A 14,681-nucleotide genomic window follows, 5' to 3' on the forward strand; every position below is an offset into this window, starting at 1 on the left:
ACACCTGAACGTAAGCCAACGTAAAGATCCCCCGCATTTCGCCCCTCTTCGCTTCATTTTCAACCACTCATCCTCTATCCTGAGCGTTATTACCACTGGGTCCTGGAAGACAAATATGAAACGGACAAAAACGATGAATCACGCGTCGTTCCGCAAAAGCTGGAACGCACGCCACCTGACACCTGTCGCGCTGGCGGTCACCGCCGTCTTTATGCTGGCAGGCTGTGAGCAAAACGACGAAACGGTTTCGCTGTATCAAAACGCCGACGACTGCGCGAGCGCAACCGGTAAAGCCGCTGAGTGTACGACGGCCTATAACAACGCCCTCAAAGAAGCGGAACGTACCGCGCCGAAATATGCCTCTCGCGAAGACTGTGTAGCCGAATTCGGTGAAGGCCAGTGCCAGCAGGCACCTGCTCAGGCGGGTATGGCACCGGAAAACCAGGCGCAGGCACAGTCCAGCGGCAGCTTCTGGATGCCGCTGATGGCGGGTTATATGATGGGCCGTTTGATGAGCGGCGGTGCGGGCTACCAGCAGCAGCCGCTGTTTAGCTCCAAAAACCCGAACAGCCCGGCCTACGGTAAATACACCGATGCCACCGGCAAGGGTTACGGTGCTGCAACGCCAGGCCGTACGATGACCGTACCGAAAACCGCAATGGCGCCGAAACCAGCCACCACCAGCACCATTACCCGTGGCGGCTTTGGTGAGTCTGTTGCCAAACAAACCACCATGCAGCGTAGTGCGACCGGCTCCTCAACTCGCTCAATGGGCGGCTGATCATGGAACGAGTCAGTATTGTTGAGCGCCCGGACTGGCGCGAAAAAGCCACCGAATACGGTTTCAACTTTCACACCATGTACGGCGAGCCGTACTGGTGTGAAGATGCTTACTATAAGCTCACGCTCGCTCAGGTCGAAAAGCTTGAAGAGGTAACCGCAGAGCTGCACCAGATGTGCCTGAAGGTAGTAGAAAAAGTCATCGACAGCGATGAGCTGATGACCAAATTCCGCATTCCGAAGCACACCTGGAGTTTTGTTCGTCAGTCCTGGAAAACGAACCAGCCTTCGCTCTACTCTCGCCTCGATCTGGCATGGGATGGCGTGGGTGAACCGAAGCTTTTAGAAAACAACGCGGATACACCAACCTCTCTGTACGAAGCCGCGTTCTTCCAGTGGATCTGGCTGGAAGATCAGGCGAATGCCGGAAACTTGCCCGAAGGCAGCGACCAGTTCAACAGCCTTCAGGAAAAGCTGATTGAGCGTTTCGTCGAACTGCGTGAACAGCACGGTTTCAACCTGTTGCACCTCGCCTGCTGCCGCGATACCGAAGAAGATCGCGGTACGGTTCAGTATTTGCAGGACTGCGCAGCCGAAGCGGAAGTGGCGACGGAATTCCTCTATATCGAAGATATCGGTTTAGGTGAAAAAGGTCAGTTTACGGACATGCAGGATCAGGTCATCAGCAACCTGTTCAAGCTCTATCCGTGGGAATACATGCTGCGGGAAATGTTCTCTACCAAACTGGAAGACGCCGGCGTGCGCTGGCTGGAACCGGCCTGGAAGAGCATTATCTCCAATAAAGCCCTGCTGCCGATGCTGTGGGAGATGTTCCCGAATCACCCGAACCTGCTGCCTGCTTACTTTGCTGAAGATGATTTCCCACCGATGGAGAAATACGTTGTTAAGCCAATCTTCTCCCGTGAAGGGGCAAACGTCTCGATTATCGAAAACGGTAAAACGCTGGAAGCGGTTGAAGGGCCGTACGGTGAAGAAGGGATGATCGTCCAGGCGTTTTATCAACTGCCGAAGTTTGGCGACAGCTATACGTTGATCGGCAGCTGGCTTATTAACGATCAGCCTGCCGGGATTGGCATTCGCGAAGATCGCGCGCTGATTACGCAGGATCTGTCGCGTTTCTACCCGCATATTTTCGTCGAGTAAGACTTGCCCGGTGGCGCTACGCTTACCGGGCCTACGCTCAATATGTAGGTCGGGTAAGGCGAAGCCGCCACCCGACATGTTTTTACCCCACCTGCACCGACAGCATACTCAAGCTCCCCATCTCAATACCGTCGACCGGGATTGTAATAACCTCCTGACCATCCCACGCGCCTAGTACATACAGCAATGGCAAGAAGTGTTCCGGCGTCGGGTTAGAGAGCGAACCGCCGTCGTGATCCAGATAGTTCACCAAAGGGTGTCGTTCGGCCGGCCCTTGCCAGGTCAGGTTGTCTTTTACATAGTCATTAAAGGCTGTTGCCCAGGGGTACGGCGTATTTTCACCGTGCCAGCGTACCGTACGCAGATTGTGTACCACGTTGCCACTGGCAATCAGCATGATGCCCTCATCACGAAGCGAAGCCAGCTTACGCCCCATCTCCATGTGCCAGGCAGCCGGTTTGGTGCTGTCGATACTCAGTTGCACCATCGGGATATCGGCATCCGGATACATTTTGATCAACACCCCCCATGAGCCGTGGTCAAAGCCCCAGGCTTCTTTGTCCAGCGCAACCGGAACAGGGGCGAGCAGATCAACGAGCCGCTGCGCCAGCTCGGGGGAGCCCGGAGCAGGATAATGCGTGTCATACAGCGCCTGCGGAAAGCCGCCAAAATCATGAATCGTTTTTGGCGCTTCCATGGCCGTCACACCGGTACCCCGGGTAAACCAGTGCGCAGAGACCACCACAATTGCCTTCGGACGCGGTAACGTCTCACCCAGTTGACGCCAGGCGCGGGTATAGACGTTATCTTCCAGGACGTTCATTGGGCTGCCATGGCCTAAAAACAGTGCTGGCATACGAGAAGAAGACATGGTGATATCCTTAGAGGAGGTGGCAATGTGATGGGCCTACATTACGCGCATTCAGGTGAAGATGAACGCAGATAACCGTGAAGATCATCATCAGGAAATTTGAATGTCAGATATCGCTTAAGGAGAATGCATGTCAGTACCGTTGATTTTGACCTTACTCGCGGGCGCCGCAACCTTTATCGGTGCGTTCCTCGGGGTACTCGGGCAAAAACCCTCTAATCGCCTTCTGGCCTTCTCGCTGGGTTTCGCCGCCGGGATCATGCTGCTTATCTCGCTGATGGAGATGCTGCCCGCCGCGCTTCACACCGAAGGTATGTCGCCTGTTCTGGGCTATGGCATGTTTATCATTGGACTGCTGGGTTATTTTGCGCTTGACCGTATTCTTCCTCACGCGCACCCGCAGGATTTAATGCAAAAAAGCGTTACCCCCATCCCGGGCAATATCAAACGCACGGCCATTCTGCTGACGCTGGGTATCAGCCTGCATAACTTTCCGGAAGGTATCGCCACCTATGTCACGGCCAGCAGCAACCTGGAAATGGGTTTTGGTGTGGCGCTGGCCGTGGCTTTGCACAATATTCCTGAAGGACTTGCCGTTGCCGGGCCCGTTTATGCCGCCACGGGTTCAAAACGTACGGCTGTCTTTTGGGCGGGTATCTCCGGGATGGCTGAAATTCTCGGCGGCGTGCTGGCGTGGCTGATCCTCGGTAGCCTCGTCTCCCCGATTGTGATGGCTGCGATTATGGCTGCCGTGGCCGGGATTATGGTCGCGCTCTCTGTCGATGAGCTGATGCCGCTGGCGAAAGAGATCGATCCCAACAATAACCCCAGCTACGGCGTACTGTGTGGAATGTCAGTGATGGGGATGAGTCTGGTACTGCTGCAAACGGCCGGTATTGGCTAAGAATTTATGCCTCCGTTTTATACGGAGGCTATATATTATTCAAAAAAACAATCCTATATATTTCACCTATAATAACCTGAAAAATATAGTCCTGTTAAAATCCCGAAAAACCACGCCTCTTAAGATAGCCTGCAAATATTAATTAAAACCATCTAAAAATATATTTAAGTCATGTTAATCGCGTCTCCCCACCCCAATTCGTATACTTCGCGAGTATTCTGAAATTAATATTCACATTATGAATCACTCTGAAAAAGGATATTTTCATGTATATGGGTAAAAAACTACTGTTAGCGACGGCTATGGCAGTCATTGTATCGGGTGCTGCTTTTGCAGATGATCAAGGCTCAGGAAAAATCACATTCAAAGGTATTGTTATTGACGCACCGTGCAGTATCGCACCAGACAGCGTTGATAAAGAAGTCGATCTGGGTGAAGTGACCACGGCTGTTATCAACGCCAACAAAAAATCTACCCCGGTACCGGTCGATATCAATCTGGAAAACTGCCAGCTTGACGATCCGGCAGACGAGACCGACACGCCAATTACCAAAGTGGATGTGACCTTTACCAGCGCAGCGACAGACGCGGCGGATACCAGCCTGATGAGCAACACCTATGCAAGCGGTGCGCAGAACGTGGGGGTGCGTCTGCTGGATAACGCGGAGTCTGCTATCACGCTGGGAGAGGCCAACGAGGTTGAGTTGCTGGCGGGTTCAACCACCCAGACGCTGCATTTCAAAGCGGTTATGGAAGTCCCTACAGGTAAAACTGCGACGGCAGGCCAGGTTGAAGCCACGGCTAACTACGTCCTGATGTACAAATAATTCTGTTACGTCACGGCACCAGCCGACTGGTAATTCATACCGGTCGGCACTCTCTATTTACTCGAGTAACAGGATGATGACATACAAATTACAATGGATAATCATCATTGCGTCCCTGTTAATGACGAAAGTTGCCTCTGCCACCGAGTTTAATATAAACGCCATCGATAAAGATCAGCGCGGCAGCGTCGATTTATCACTGTTTAAAGATCAAATATCGGTTACGCCGGGAAGCTATTTCGTTACGGTTGCCGTCAATGATATTCCGCTGGCAAATGGCTGGCAGCTTCGCTGGCGAGAAATAAATAACGCCGTTCAGGTCTGTATTCCCCCCGAGCTGGTCGATACCTTTGCGTTGCAGGATGACGTTCGCCACGCTTTGCCTGAGAAAGAGGGATGCGTTGATTTCTCCGCCAGACCCGACATCCGATTTACTTTTGAGCAAGGCAGCCAGACCCTGAAAGTGACCATCCCCCAGGCGTGGCTGCAATACCGTGCGGTTGACTGGATGCCGCCATCCACCTGGGACATCGGCGTGCCGGGCGTACTGCTGGATTACAATCTTTTTGCCAGCCATTATCAGCCCAATAGCGGCAGCAACAATGACAACGCCAATACCTATGGCACCGCCGGCGCGAACATGGGCGCGTGGCGGCTACGCAGCGATTACCAGTACACGCAAAGCCATACTGACGCAGGCTCGGAGCATAATGGACGTTTTTCACGCGTGTATATGTTCCGCCCTCTGCCCTCGATCGGTGCGAAACTGACGTTGGGTGAAACGGATTTCCAGTCCGCAATTTTTGACGCCTTTACCTACACCGGCGCATCGCTAATCAGCGATGAACGTATGCTGCCATGGTCGCTGCGCGGCTATGCCCCGCAGATTACCGGGATAGCGCAAACCAACGCCACGGTAACCGTAAGCCTTGCCAATCGCGTGATTTACCAGAGTAAAGTGCCGCCAGGTCCTTTTGTTATTCAGGATCTTAACCAGTCGGTTCAGGGCACGCTGGACGTCAAAGTCACGGAAGAGGATGGACGCGTCAGCACCTTCCAGGTCTCGGCCGAATCCGTACCATTTTTAACGCGCAAGGGTCAGGTGCGCTACAAGCTCGCGGCGGGTAAAGCGCGCCAGGGCGCCTCCCATGACGTTGAAGATAACGCCTTCATGAGCGGCGAATTTTCCTGGGGCATGCTGTCGCACACCTCCCTGTATGGCGGTACGCTGGCCGATGGCGACCGCTATCGTTCCGTCGCTGCCGGAATCGGCCAGAATATGGCCTGGCTGGGGGCGCTCTCTTTTGACGTCACGCAGGCCACCAGCCAGCTGCCACACCAGCGCAGCCAGACGGGTTACAGCTATCGCATTAACTACAGCAAGCGTTTCGATACCACCGGCAGTCAGCTTACGCTCGCCAGCTACCGCTACTCAGATCCACAGTTTTTGAGCTACGCCCGCTACCTTGATTATGACGACGGTGACCGCCAGTCGGAAAAACAAACCCTGAGCGTGACGGCAAGCCAGTACATTTCGGCGTTATCCCTGAACCTGTACGTCAATATGCTGCGTCAGACATGGTGGAATGATTCACCCTCCACGACCGGCAGTATCACGGCGGGCTACAACTTTGATATGGGCCGCTGGAAGAACCTTGGCGTAACCCTGTCCTGGAGTAAAACGCATTACGATGAGAAAGACGAAAGTGACGATACTCAGTTCTATCTCTCGCTCAGCGTACCGCTCGATCCCGATCATCGACTTAACTATGACCTGCGTAACCGCGACACGCTGAGCCATAACGTGTCGTGGTACGACACGTCGGATCGCAATAACACCTTGGGCGTTTCCGCGGGCGCGGAGAGCGGGAAGCCAGACTCCGGGGCGCAGTTCAGCGGGAATTATCAGCATTATTCTGCGTACGGCGATCTTAATCTCTCCGGCAGCTATAAAGCTGACGAATATAACTCCCTCAGCGCAAGCTGGAGCGGTTCCTTCACCTCAACGGTGAAAGGCGCCGCGCTGCACCGGCGCAGCTACGGTAATGAACCCCGCGTAATGGTCAGCACCGACGGGGTAGGCAATATCCCGCTGAACATGTCGCGAGATGAGACCAACCGTTTTGGCATCGGCGTTTTACCGTCATTCTCCAGCTATTCCCCCTCCAGCGTGCAGATCAATATGAACAACCTTCCGGATGGCGTGGACGTGGACAACCGCGTCGTGACCTCAACCTGGACTGAGGGGGCCATTGGTTTTCGTCAGATTGCCACGCGTGCAGGTCGGGACGTGGCAGGTGTTCTGCGGATGTCATCAGGAACGCCACCGCTCGGGGCGATTGTTCGCCTGGAAGCAAACGATTTGCAGGTTGGGATGGTGGCCGATGAAGGCCACGTCTGGCTCGGCGCCGTTGAGCCAGAACAGCAGTTTCGCGTGACATGGGGCGACAACCAACAGTGTCGCTTCTCGTTACCTTCTCACTTAGAAAACAGTATGCAGTTGATACTGCCGTGTCAGTAAGAAATCATCATGAAATTAACGCCGATTAAAAGCCTGTGCCTGATGCTAATCAGCACAGCATTTACCACCCATGCGGCCATTAATCTGGACCGCACGCGCATTGTTTTTCCAGAAAGCGACAAGGCCAGCAGCCTGAAAGTGGACAACCAGAGCAAGGCGCTGCCTTATCTGGCGCTCTCCTGGATTGAAGATGAAAAGGGGCATAAAGAAGATGCGCACTTTATGGCGCTTCCCCCCATTCAACGTATCGAAGCGGGCGCCTCGTCGCAGGTAAGAATTGTTAAACAAGCCGCCACCCGCCAGTTGCCAAAAGACAGGGAATCGCTGTTTTATTTCAACCTGCGTGAAGTACCGCCAAAAAGCATCAGCGCCAGCGAGGAGCGCAGCGTGATGCAGGTTGCCATGCAGAGCCGAATCAAGCTGTTCTGGCGTCCGGAAGCGATTAGCAAAAAATCCGGCGAACTGGCTGAAATGCGCATGGAAATTACCGCCAGCGCGAAAGGACTCACGGTCCACAACCCTACGCCGTACTACATCACGCTGGCGTGGCTGAGCAAAAATGCCAAAACCATGCTGCCGGGTTTTGACAGTCTGATGATTGCGCCTTTCGCCACGGCAACCGCCTCTACCGGTGATTACCACGGTAGTTATTACAGCATCGGCTATATCGACGATTACGGCGCCCTAAAAAAAGTCGACGTGCAGTGCACCGGAACGGCGCTATGTAAACTTACCGAACGGAAAATCGATAAAGATGCAAAAGCTCGCTAGTTTCCTGTTTACACTGCTGCTTTCAGCGCTGCCTTTGAAAGATGCGCTGGCGCTTAACTGCTATCTGGGTGGATCTGGCGGCCCCGTCGAGGAGACAAAAACGATCACCCCTTTTGCGATACCCAGCAACGCTCAGGTTGGTCAAAAAATATGGGAGTCTGATGACATTAAAATTCCGGTGACGTGTGATAACAACGTCACGAGCAATTTTGAGCCGGAAGATGTCTTTGCATGGGTGAACCCTTATCCTGCCGCAACCGATCCCTATTATGAACTGGGCGTCACCTATGAAGGCATAGATTACGATGCCACGGGCCAGCCCAACGGCGTGGATACCCGCCAGTGCCTGGACAACGATAACATCACCATTTACACCGCGGATCAAATCCGCCAGATGGGTTGGGAGAATCGCATCTGCTCCGGCAATCCGGATGATATCCATATTTCACGCACGTTCGTCGCCCGATTACGACTTTTCGTGCGAATTAAGGCTATGCCGCCACATGGTTATATCAGTTCGCTCAGCGATTACATCGTTGTGCAGTTTGACGGTAAGGGTGGCGTTAATCAGATGGCCGACGCGAAGAACCTCAAGTATCACATCAACGGACTGCAAAACATTACGGTGCTTGATTGTGGAGCGACGTTTAGCATTTTCCCTGAAAATCAGGAGATCGACTTCGGCGCCTTCAGCGCGCGCGACATTGTGAATCAGCAGACGCGTATGCGCACGTTTTCAATACGAACCACCAAAGTGCAGGATGCCCAGTGCTCGGACGGATTTAAGATGGACTCGTCGTTTTACACAACCGAAACGCTTAGCGCAGACGACACCGCAGTACTGATAGGGAATGGGTTAAAGCTGCGTATTCTTAACGGAACGGAGCCTTACACCTTTAACCAGTACAAGGAGTACGCCGATTTTACGGGCGATAAGATGAATGTTGAGCAAAACTACACGGCTGAACTTTCACGGGAGGAAGGGAAAGCGATTCAGTCCGGGCCGTTTGAAACCGTGGTACTGTTCAAAATTAACTACCACTAGAAACAACAAAGCCGGGTTTCCCCGGCTTTTTCACATCAGCATGTTCAGCTGGCTTTGCGCTCGTGCGCGCGGCGGTACTCAACCAGATCTTCAATCGTCACCACTGGCATATTGTGCAGACGCGCAAAGGTGATGCACTCCGGCGCGCGCGCCATGGTGCCATCATCGTTGGTCAGTTCGCACAGCACGCCTGCGGGTTTGAAGCCAGCCAGCGTCACCAGATCGATGGTCGCTTCGGTATGACCACCACGGGTCAGCACGCCGCCCGGCTGCGCGCGCAGCGGGAAGACGTGACCAGGGCGGTGCAGATCGGATGGTTTCGCACCATCAGCAATCGCTGCACGCACGGTAGTCAGGCGGTCAGCCGCCGACACACCGGTGGTTACGCCATGCGCTGCTTCAATGGTCACGGTGAAGCCGGTACCAAAGGCGCTGGTGTTGTTTTCAACCATCATCGGCAGATCAAGCTGCTTGCGACGGTCTTCGGTGATGCACAGGCATACGATGCCGCTACCGTGACGGATGGTCAGCGCCATCTGCTCAACGGTCATGTTCTCGGCGGCAAAAATCATGTCGCCTTCGTTTTCACGGTTTTCATCATCAAGCACCATCACACCGCGGCCTTCGCGCAGTGCATCCAGTGCATGTTCAACACGTTGAGTTGAAGTGCCAAAAGAGGAAAGTAGCGTCTGATTCATGGTAAAAAAACCTCATTAACTTTATGGTTACCAGAATCAGGGCAGTCTTAGGAGCGCCGTACTAGCGGCAAAAAAATAACGTGAGCGGGCCATGCCCGACTGGATCGTTACTCTCTCCCATCCGGACTCTAACCGTCGGCCCCGGAATTACACCGGATCTGCTGACCTTTGAGAATTCACCCAAAGCGCTCGCGGGCTTTCAGCGTTAAGCTGATTTACCGCCGGTGGGGAATTTCGCCCCGCCCTGAGAATAAGCGAGATAACTATAACGCTATTGATTACCCTGGGCAATGCATAAGCTTCAAACAATTTTGTTTAACCCACGGCATGACGCGCTACAATAGGCACTAACACCTTTTCATCAAGGGAAACGACAATGATTGACCCAAAGAAAATTGAGCAGATCGCGCGTCAGGTTCATGAGTCCATGCCGAAAGGTATTCGTGAGTTTGGTGATGACGTTGAGAAGAAAATCCGCCAGACGTTGCAGGCACAGTTGGTTCGCCTTGATTTAGTCAGCCGCGAAGAGTTTGATGTGCAGACTCAGGTGCTGCTGCGCACCCGCGAGAAACTGGCGCTGCTGGAACAGCGTCTGAGCGAGCTGGAGAGCCGCAATGCGCCGGAAGAAGTGAAGCCAGCGCCAGCTATTCCACCGGTGGATGACCAGGCATAAGTGCGGCCTGCTGTGCCCGGTGGCGGCTACATGAACGCGTAGGTCGGGTAAGGCGCAGCCGCCACCCGACATAAAAAAACGGGCCTGTTGGCCCGTTTTTTACTGACTGTCTTTCTGGATCTTCTTAATGATGTTGGTGGTTGAACACCCGTCCTCAAAGTTGAGCACCATCACTTCACCACCATTTGCCCAGACCTCTTCGCTACCTGCGATTTGCTCTGGTTTGTAATCACCGCCCTTCACCAGCAGGTCAGGCAGAATTCCGGCAATCAGGCGCTGCGGGGTGTCTTCTTCAAATGAGACCACCCAGTCCACCGCTTCCAGCGCGCCGAGCACGATCATACGCTGCTCCAGCGGGTTCACCGGACGCGTTTCACCCTTCAGACGTTTGGTTGAGGCATCGCTGTTGACCGCCACAATCAGACGATCGCCCAGCTTGCGCGCATTCGCCAGATACGAGACATGACCCGCATGCAGGATGTCGAACACACCGTTAGTCATCACTACTTTTTCACCGCGTTTGCGCGCGGCAGCAACGGCCACTTTCAGCTCGTCTTCGGTCATGACGCCAAAGCCGGTATCCGCACGCCCACGCACCGCGTTTTCCAGCTCGATTGGCGAAACGGTGGAGGTCCCGAGTTTACCAACGACCACGCCCGCCGCGGCGTTCGCGAAGTAGCATGCTTCTTCCAGGGAGTTACCCGCCGCCAGCGTCGCCGCCAGCACGCCAATCACCGTATCACCGGCACCGGTCACGTCGTACACTTCCTGCGCCTGGGTTGGCATATGCAGCGGCGCCTTGCCCGGTTGCAGCAGCGTCATGCCCTGCTCGGAACGGGTCACCAGCAGCGCAGACAGCTCGAAATCAGCGATGATTTTCATGCCGCGCTCAACCAGCTCTTCTTCAGTTTTGCACTTGCCCGCCACCGCTTCGAATTCAGAGAGGTTTGGCGTCAGCAGGGTTGCGCCGCGATAGCGCTCAAAATCGGTGCCTTTCGGATCGATCAGCACCGGTACGCTGGCTTTACGCGCCAGCTGGATCATGGTCTGCACGCTCGCCAGCGCGCCTTTGGCATAATCAGACAGCACCAGCGCGCCGATATTGCCCAGCGCCTGGCTAATACGCTCGTGCAGCGGCTCAGGATCAACGCCTTCGAATCCTTCTTCGAAATCGAGGCGGATCAGCTGCTGGTTACGCGACAGGACGCGCAGCTTGGTGATGGTTGGGTGGGTCGGAACAGAAACGAAGTCGCACTTCACGTTCACGTCCGCCAGCGACTGACTCAGGGCGCGCGCCGCATCGTCAATGCCGGTCAGGCCCACCAGACGCGAATGCGCGCCCAGCGAGGCTATGTTCATCGCCACGTTTGCCGCGCCGCCTGGACGCTCTTCAATGGTGTCGACCTTAACTACCGGCACCGGCGCTTCCGGAGAGATACGGCTGGTCGGCCCATACCAGTAGCGATCCAGCATCACATCACCGACAACCATAACTCCAGCACGTTCAAACTCTGGCAGTGTTACTTTCATTCCTGACTCCAGAAAGATTCACAATTTGCGCGCGATAATATCACACTTGTTTTGTTACGCACGGTTCCACCAGCCACTTCTGCCAGCTTGTGGTCACCTGCGCGCGTTCATCGGCGAAACAGTCCAGCGCCACATGGCCCGGCTGTTCCTGTAAGGCCAGATGGTGCAACTCATCACGCAGCGTGGTGTAGGCGCGGGTTAATGCCTGCGCCTCCTGCTCATCCATAATGTCGTTCTGCGCCAGCAGTTCCAGTATGCGCACGTTATCCGACCAGCGGGTCAGCTTCGGCTTATCGTGCGCGTGCAGCAGCACCAGGTACTGAGTGATAAACTCGATATCGGTAATGCCGCCTTCATCGGCTTTAATATCAAAGCGATCGCGATGTTTGTTGCCAAGGTGCGCGCGCATCTTCTCCCGCATTTCCCGCACTTCGGTTTGCAGCGTACTGCCCTCGCGCGGGGTCGTCATGACCGCCTTGCGGATCGCATCGAACTGCGTTTTGAGCTGCGGATCGCCGTATACCACGCGGGCGCGCACCAGCGCCTGATGCTCCCACGTCCAGGCTTCGTTCTTCTGATAGTCGGCGAAAGCCTCCGTCGAGGTGACCAGCATGCCTGCCGCGCCGGACGGGCGCAGACGCGCATCCACTTCATACAGAATGCCGGATGAGGTGCGGGTGCTGAACAGGTGCATAATGCGCTGGGCCAGACGCAGGTAGAACTGCCGCCCGTCAATCTCACGTTCGCCGTCGGTCATGACGTCTGCCGGACAGTCGTGGAGGAAAATCAGATCCAGATCGGAGCTGTAGCCCAGCTCCCAGCCGCCCAGCTTGCCGTAACCCACCACCGCAAAACCGCGGCCTTCGCGCTCTGCAAGGTGTTTCGGCTGCCCGTAGCGGGCCACCATCTGCACCCACGCCTGATGGACAACCGCGTCGATGATCGCTTCCGCCAGCCAGGTTAAGTGATCGCTCACTTTCATTACCGGCAGGGTACCGGCGATATCTGCCGCCGCCACGCGCAGCATCTGCGCCTGCTTAAACTGACGCAGCGCCTCAAGCTGTTGCTCTTCGTCCTCTTCCGGTACGCGCAGCAGATACTGACGCAGCTCGTCGCGGTAGGCATCCGTCGCCGTAGGCTGATACAGCGTATTCGGGTCGAGCAGTTCGTCCAGCAGCAGCGGATAACGCGCCAGCTTGTTCGCCACCATCGGCGAGGCGGCGCAGAGGGAAATCAGGTGCTTCAGCGCGCCGGGAAACTCGCTTAACAGCTCAAGGTAAGTGGTACGCGTGACGATCCCGCTCAGCAGCGGCATCATGCGCGACAGCGGCACCGGCGCATCCTCGCGGGAGCAGACATCGCTCAGCAGATGCGGCATCAGATGATCCAGCACCTGACGACCGCGCGGGCCAATGGCGCGTTTGTTCAGTTCGAAGCGGAAATCGGCAATCAGCGCCACCACGCGATGGCGGGCATCGTCGCTTAAGTGCGCCAGCACCGGCGTGGTGTCATCTTCCTGGAGCGCGTCCTGCCACAGCTCGCGCCAGTGCTCGGAGAGCGCATCGTCCTGCGATTCACTTTCGTCGTCGCCGATCAGATCGTTAAAGATGCGGCGCACGCCCGCCATATGCGCTTCCAGCCGTTCCGTCAGCGCCGCCCAGTCATCCACCCGCATCCCCCAGGCCAGACGCGCCCGGTTCAGCTCGTCGCCCGGTAACGTCTGGGTCTGTTCGTCGTTGATACTTTGCAGCAAATTTTCCAGACGACGCAGGAAGAGATAAGAGTCACGCAGCGTTTGCGCATCGCCTTCCGGCAGCAGATGCAGCTGTTCGATAGCGCTCAGGGTCGGCAGCAGCGAGCGGGATTGCAGAGAAGGTTCACGCCCGCCGCGTATTAGCTGGAAGACCTGGACGATAAATTCGATCTCACGAATACCGCCCGCGCCGAGCTTGATGTTGTCTTTCAGGCCACGGCGACGCACCTCGCGGGCAATCATCCCTTTCATATTTCGCAGGGACTGGATCACGCTGAAGTCGATGTAGCGGCGGAACACAAACGGGCGCAGCATGGCGCGCAGCTCGTTGGCCCAGGCATCGTCGCTGTCACCCATGATCCGCGCTTTGACCATCGCGTAACGCTCCCAGTCGCGACCCTGCTCCTGGTAATAATCTTCCAGCGCGGCAAAGCTCAGCACCAGCGGACCGCTGTCGCCAAACGGACGCAAACGCATATCCACGCGGTAGACAAAACCATCCTGGGTGGGCTGATCCAGTGCCTTAATCAGCCGCTGCCCCAGGCGAGTAAAGAACTGGGCGTTGTCCAGCTCGCGACGACCGCCGCGCGTGGAGCCGTTCTCCGGCCAGGCAAAAATCAGATCGATGTCTGAGGAGAAATTGAGCTCGCAGCCGCCCAGCTTGCCCATCCCCAGAATCAACAGCGGTTGCGGAACCCCGTCTTCGCTGCACGGCGTGCCCCACTCTTTACAGCAGGCGGCGTAGAGCCAGTCCCGCGCGGCGACAATCAACGTCTGCGCCAGCTCGCTCAACTGCTGCAAGGTACTCTCTTCGCTCACCAGCTCCAGCGCCTGCGCCCAGGCAATGCGTACCATCACCCGGCGGCGGAACTGACGCAGTACGCGCATCAGCGTGGCTTCGTCTGCCACCTCTGCCAGCGCGGTTTGCAGCCAGCCAGCATAATGCCGCCACTCGTCAGCCTGCGGCGGCGCGCTTTCCAGCTCTGCCAGCCAGTCCGGGTTGGCGCTGACGCTCTCCTGCACAAAATCACTGAACGTGAGCACGCTTTTCGCCTGCTCGCTTAACGATGACGCGGGTAACGACTCAGGCAGGCGTTCGCAAACGGTCTGCCAGTGCTGCTGTAACTGCGAAGAAAGCGGCATA

General features: G+C 55.8%; 12 protein-coding genes and 1 riboswitch. Of the genes, 8 read left to right on the top strand and 4 right to left on the bottom strand.

What is annotated here, in order from left to right:
* Positions 1 to 115: 115 nt before the first annotated feature.
* On the top strand, positions 116 to 781 hold the full coding sequence (locus tag KTH07_RS17130) for a DUF1190 family protein (protein ID WP_003862522.1): 666 nt from the start codon (positions 116 to 118) through the stop codon (positions 779 to 781).
* A 2-nt stretch (positions 782 to 783) separates the two neighbouring features.
* Positions 784 to 1,944 (top strand): glutathionylspermidine synthase family protein, encoded by a 1,161-nt coding sequence (locus tag KTH07_RS17135; protein ID WP_017384039.1) that lies wholly within the window; start codon positions 784 to 786, stop codon positions 1,942 to 1,944.
* 82 nt (positions 1,945 to 2,026) lie between these two features.
* On the opposite strand, the gene ygiD is transcribed toward KTH07_RS17135, so the two are convergent.
* Positions 2,027 to 2,815 carry a 4,5-DOPA dioxygenase extradiol gene (ygiD, locus tag KTH07_RS17140; RefSeq protein WP_017692656.1) on the bottom strand — a complete coding sequence of 263 codons (789 nt, stop codon included), beginning with the start codon at positions 2,813 to 2,815 and terminating at the stop codon, positions 2,027 to 2,029.
* A gap of 130 nt (positions 2,816 to 2,945) precedes the next feature.
* Here ygiD and zupT point away from each other — a divergent pair, with 130 nt between their 5' ends.
* The 5 genes from zupT to KTH07_RS17165 all read left to right on the top strand — a co-directional run bounded on the left by zupT (position 2,946) and on the right by KTH07_RS17165 (position 8,883).
* Entirely contained in the window at positions 2,946 to 3,719 is a 774-nt protein-coding gene (gene zupT, locus KTH07_RS17145; protein ID WP_015571892.1) for a zinc transporter ZupT, read from the top strand.
* 266 nt (positions 3,720 to 3,985) lie between these two features.
* Positions 3,986 to 4,546 carry a fimbrial protein gene (locus tag KTH07_RS17150; RefSeq protein ID WP_015571893.1) on the top strand — a complete coding sequence of 187 codons (561 nt, stop codon included), beginning with the start codon at positions 3,986 to 3,988 and terminating at the stop codon, positions 4,544 to 4,546.
* Positions 4,547 to 4,622: 76 nt separating this feature from the next.
* On the top strand, positions 4,623 to 7,067 hold the full coding sequence (locus tag KTH07_RS17155) for a fimbria/pilus outer membrane usher protein (RefSeq protein ID WP_217310951.1): 2,445 nt from the start codon (positions 4,623 to 4,625) through the stop codon (positions 7,065 to 7,067).
* A gap of 9 nt (positions 7,068 to 7,076) precedes the next feature.
* On the top strand, positions 7,077 to 7,838 hold the full coding sequence (locus tag KTH07_RS17160) for a molecular chaperone (RefSeq protein WP_023295458.1): 762 nt from the start codon (positions 7,077 to 7,079) through the stop codon (positions 7,836 to 7,838).
* Positions 7,822 to 8,883, top strand: coding sequence for a fimbrial protein (locus KTH07_RS17165; protein WP_017384036.1), 1,062 nt, complete (start codon positions 7,822 to 7,824; stop codon positions 8,881 to 8,883). Before KTH07_RS17160 ends, KTH07_RS17165 begins: the two co-directional genes overlap by 17 nt.
* Positions 8,884 to 8,927: 44 nt before the next feature.
* Here KTH07_RS17165 and ribB read toward each other — a convergent pair whose 3' ends face one another.
* Positions 8,928 to 9,581 carry a 3,4-dihydroxy-2-butanone-4-phosphate synthase gene (gene ribB, locus KTH07_RS17170; protein WP_015571897.1) on the bottom strand — a complete coding sequence of 218 codons (654 nt, stop codon included), beginning with the start codon at positions 9,579 to 9,581 and terminating at the stop codon, positions 8,928 to 8,930.
* A gap of 105 nt (positions 9,582 to 9,686) precedes the next feature.
* A riboswitch (FMN riboswitch) is annotated at positions 9,687 to 9,837 on the bottom strand.
* A gap of 120 nt (positions 9,838 to 9,957) precedes the next feature.
* On the opposite strand from ribB, the gene ubiK reads away from it, so the two are divergent.
* A complete protein-coding gene (ubiK, locus tag KTH07_RS17175; protein ID WP_000566823.1) occupies positions 9,958 to 10,254 on the top strand; it encodes a ubiquinone biosynthesis accessory factor UbiK in 297 nt (98 codons plus the stop codon).
* A 99-nt stretch (positions 10,255 to 10,353) separates the two neighbouring features.
* Here the strand turns inward: ubiK and hldE are convergent, their stop codons facing one another.
* The gene (gene hldE / locus KTH07_RS17180; RefSeq protein ID WP_015571898.1) at positions 10,354 to 11,784 is read right to left on the bottom strand and encodes a bifunctional D-glycero-beta-D-manno-heptose-7-phosphate kinase/D-glycero-beta-D-manno-heptose 1-phosphate adenylyltransferase HldE; all 1,431 of its coding nucleotides are present in this window, start codon (positions 11,782 to 11,784) and stop codon (positions 10,354 to 10,356) included.
* A gap of 40 nt (positions 11,785 to 11,824) precedes the next feature.
* Positions 11,825 to 14,680, bottom strand: coding sequence for a bifunctional [glutamate--ammonia ligase]-adenylyl-L-tyrosine phosphorylase/[glutamate--ammonia-ligase] adenylyltransferase (gene glnE / locus KTH07_RS17185; RefSeq protein ID WP_023304442.1), 2,856 nt, complete (start codon positions 14,678 to 14,680; stop codon positions 11,825 to 11,827).
* Position 14,681 lies beyond the last annotated feature (1 nt).

The organism is Enterobacter cloacae complex sp. ECL72 (assembly GCF_019056635.1).
GTDB lineage: Bacteria > Pseudomonadota > Gammaproteobacteria > Enterobacterales > Enterobacteriaceae > Enterobacter > Enterobacter hormaechei_C.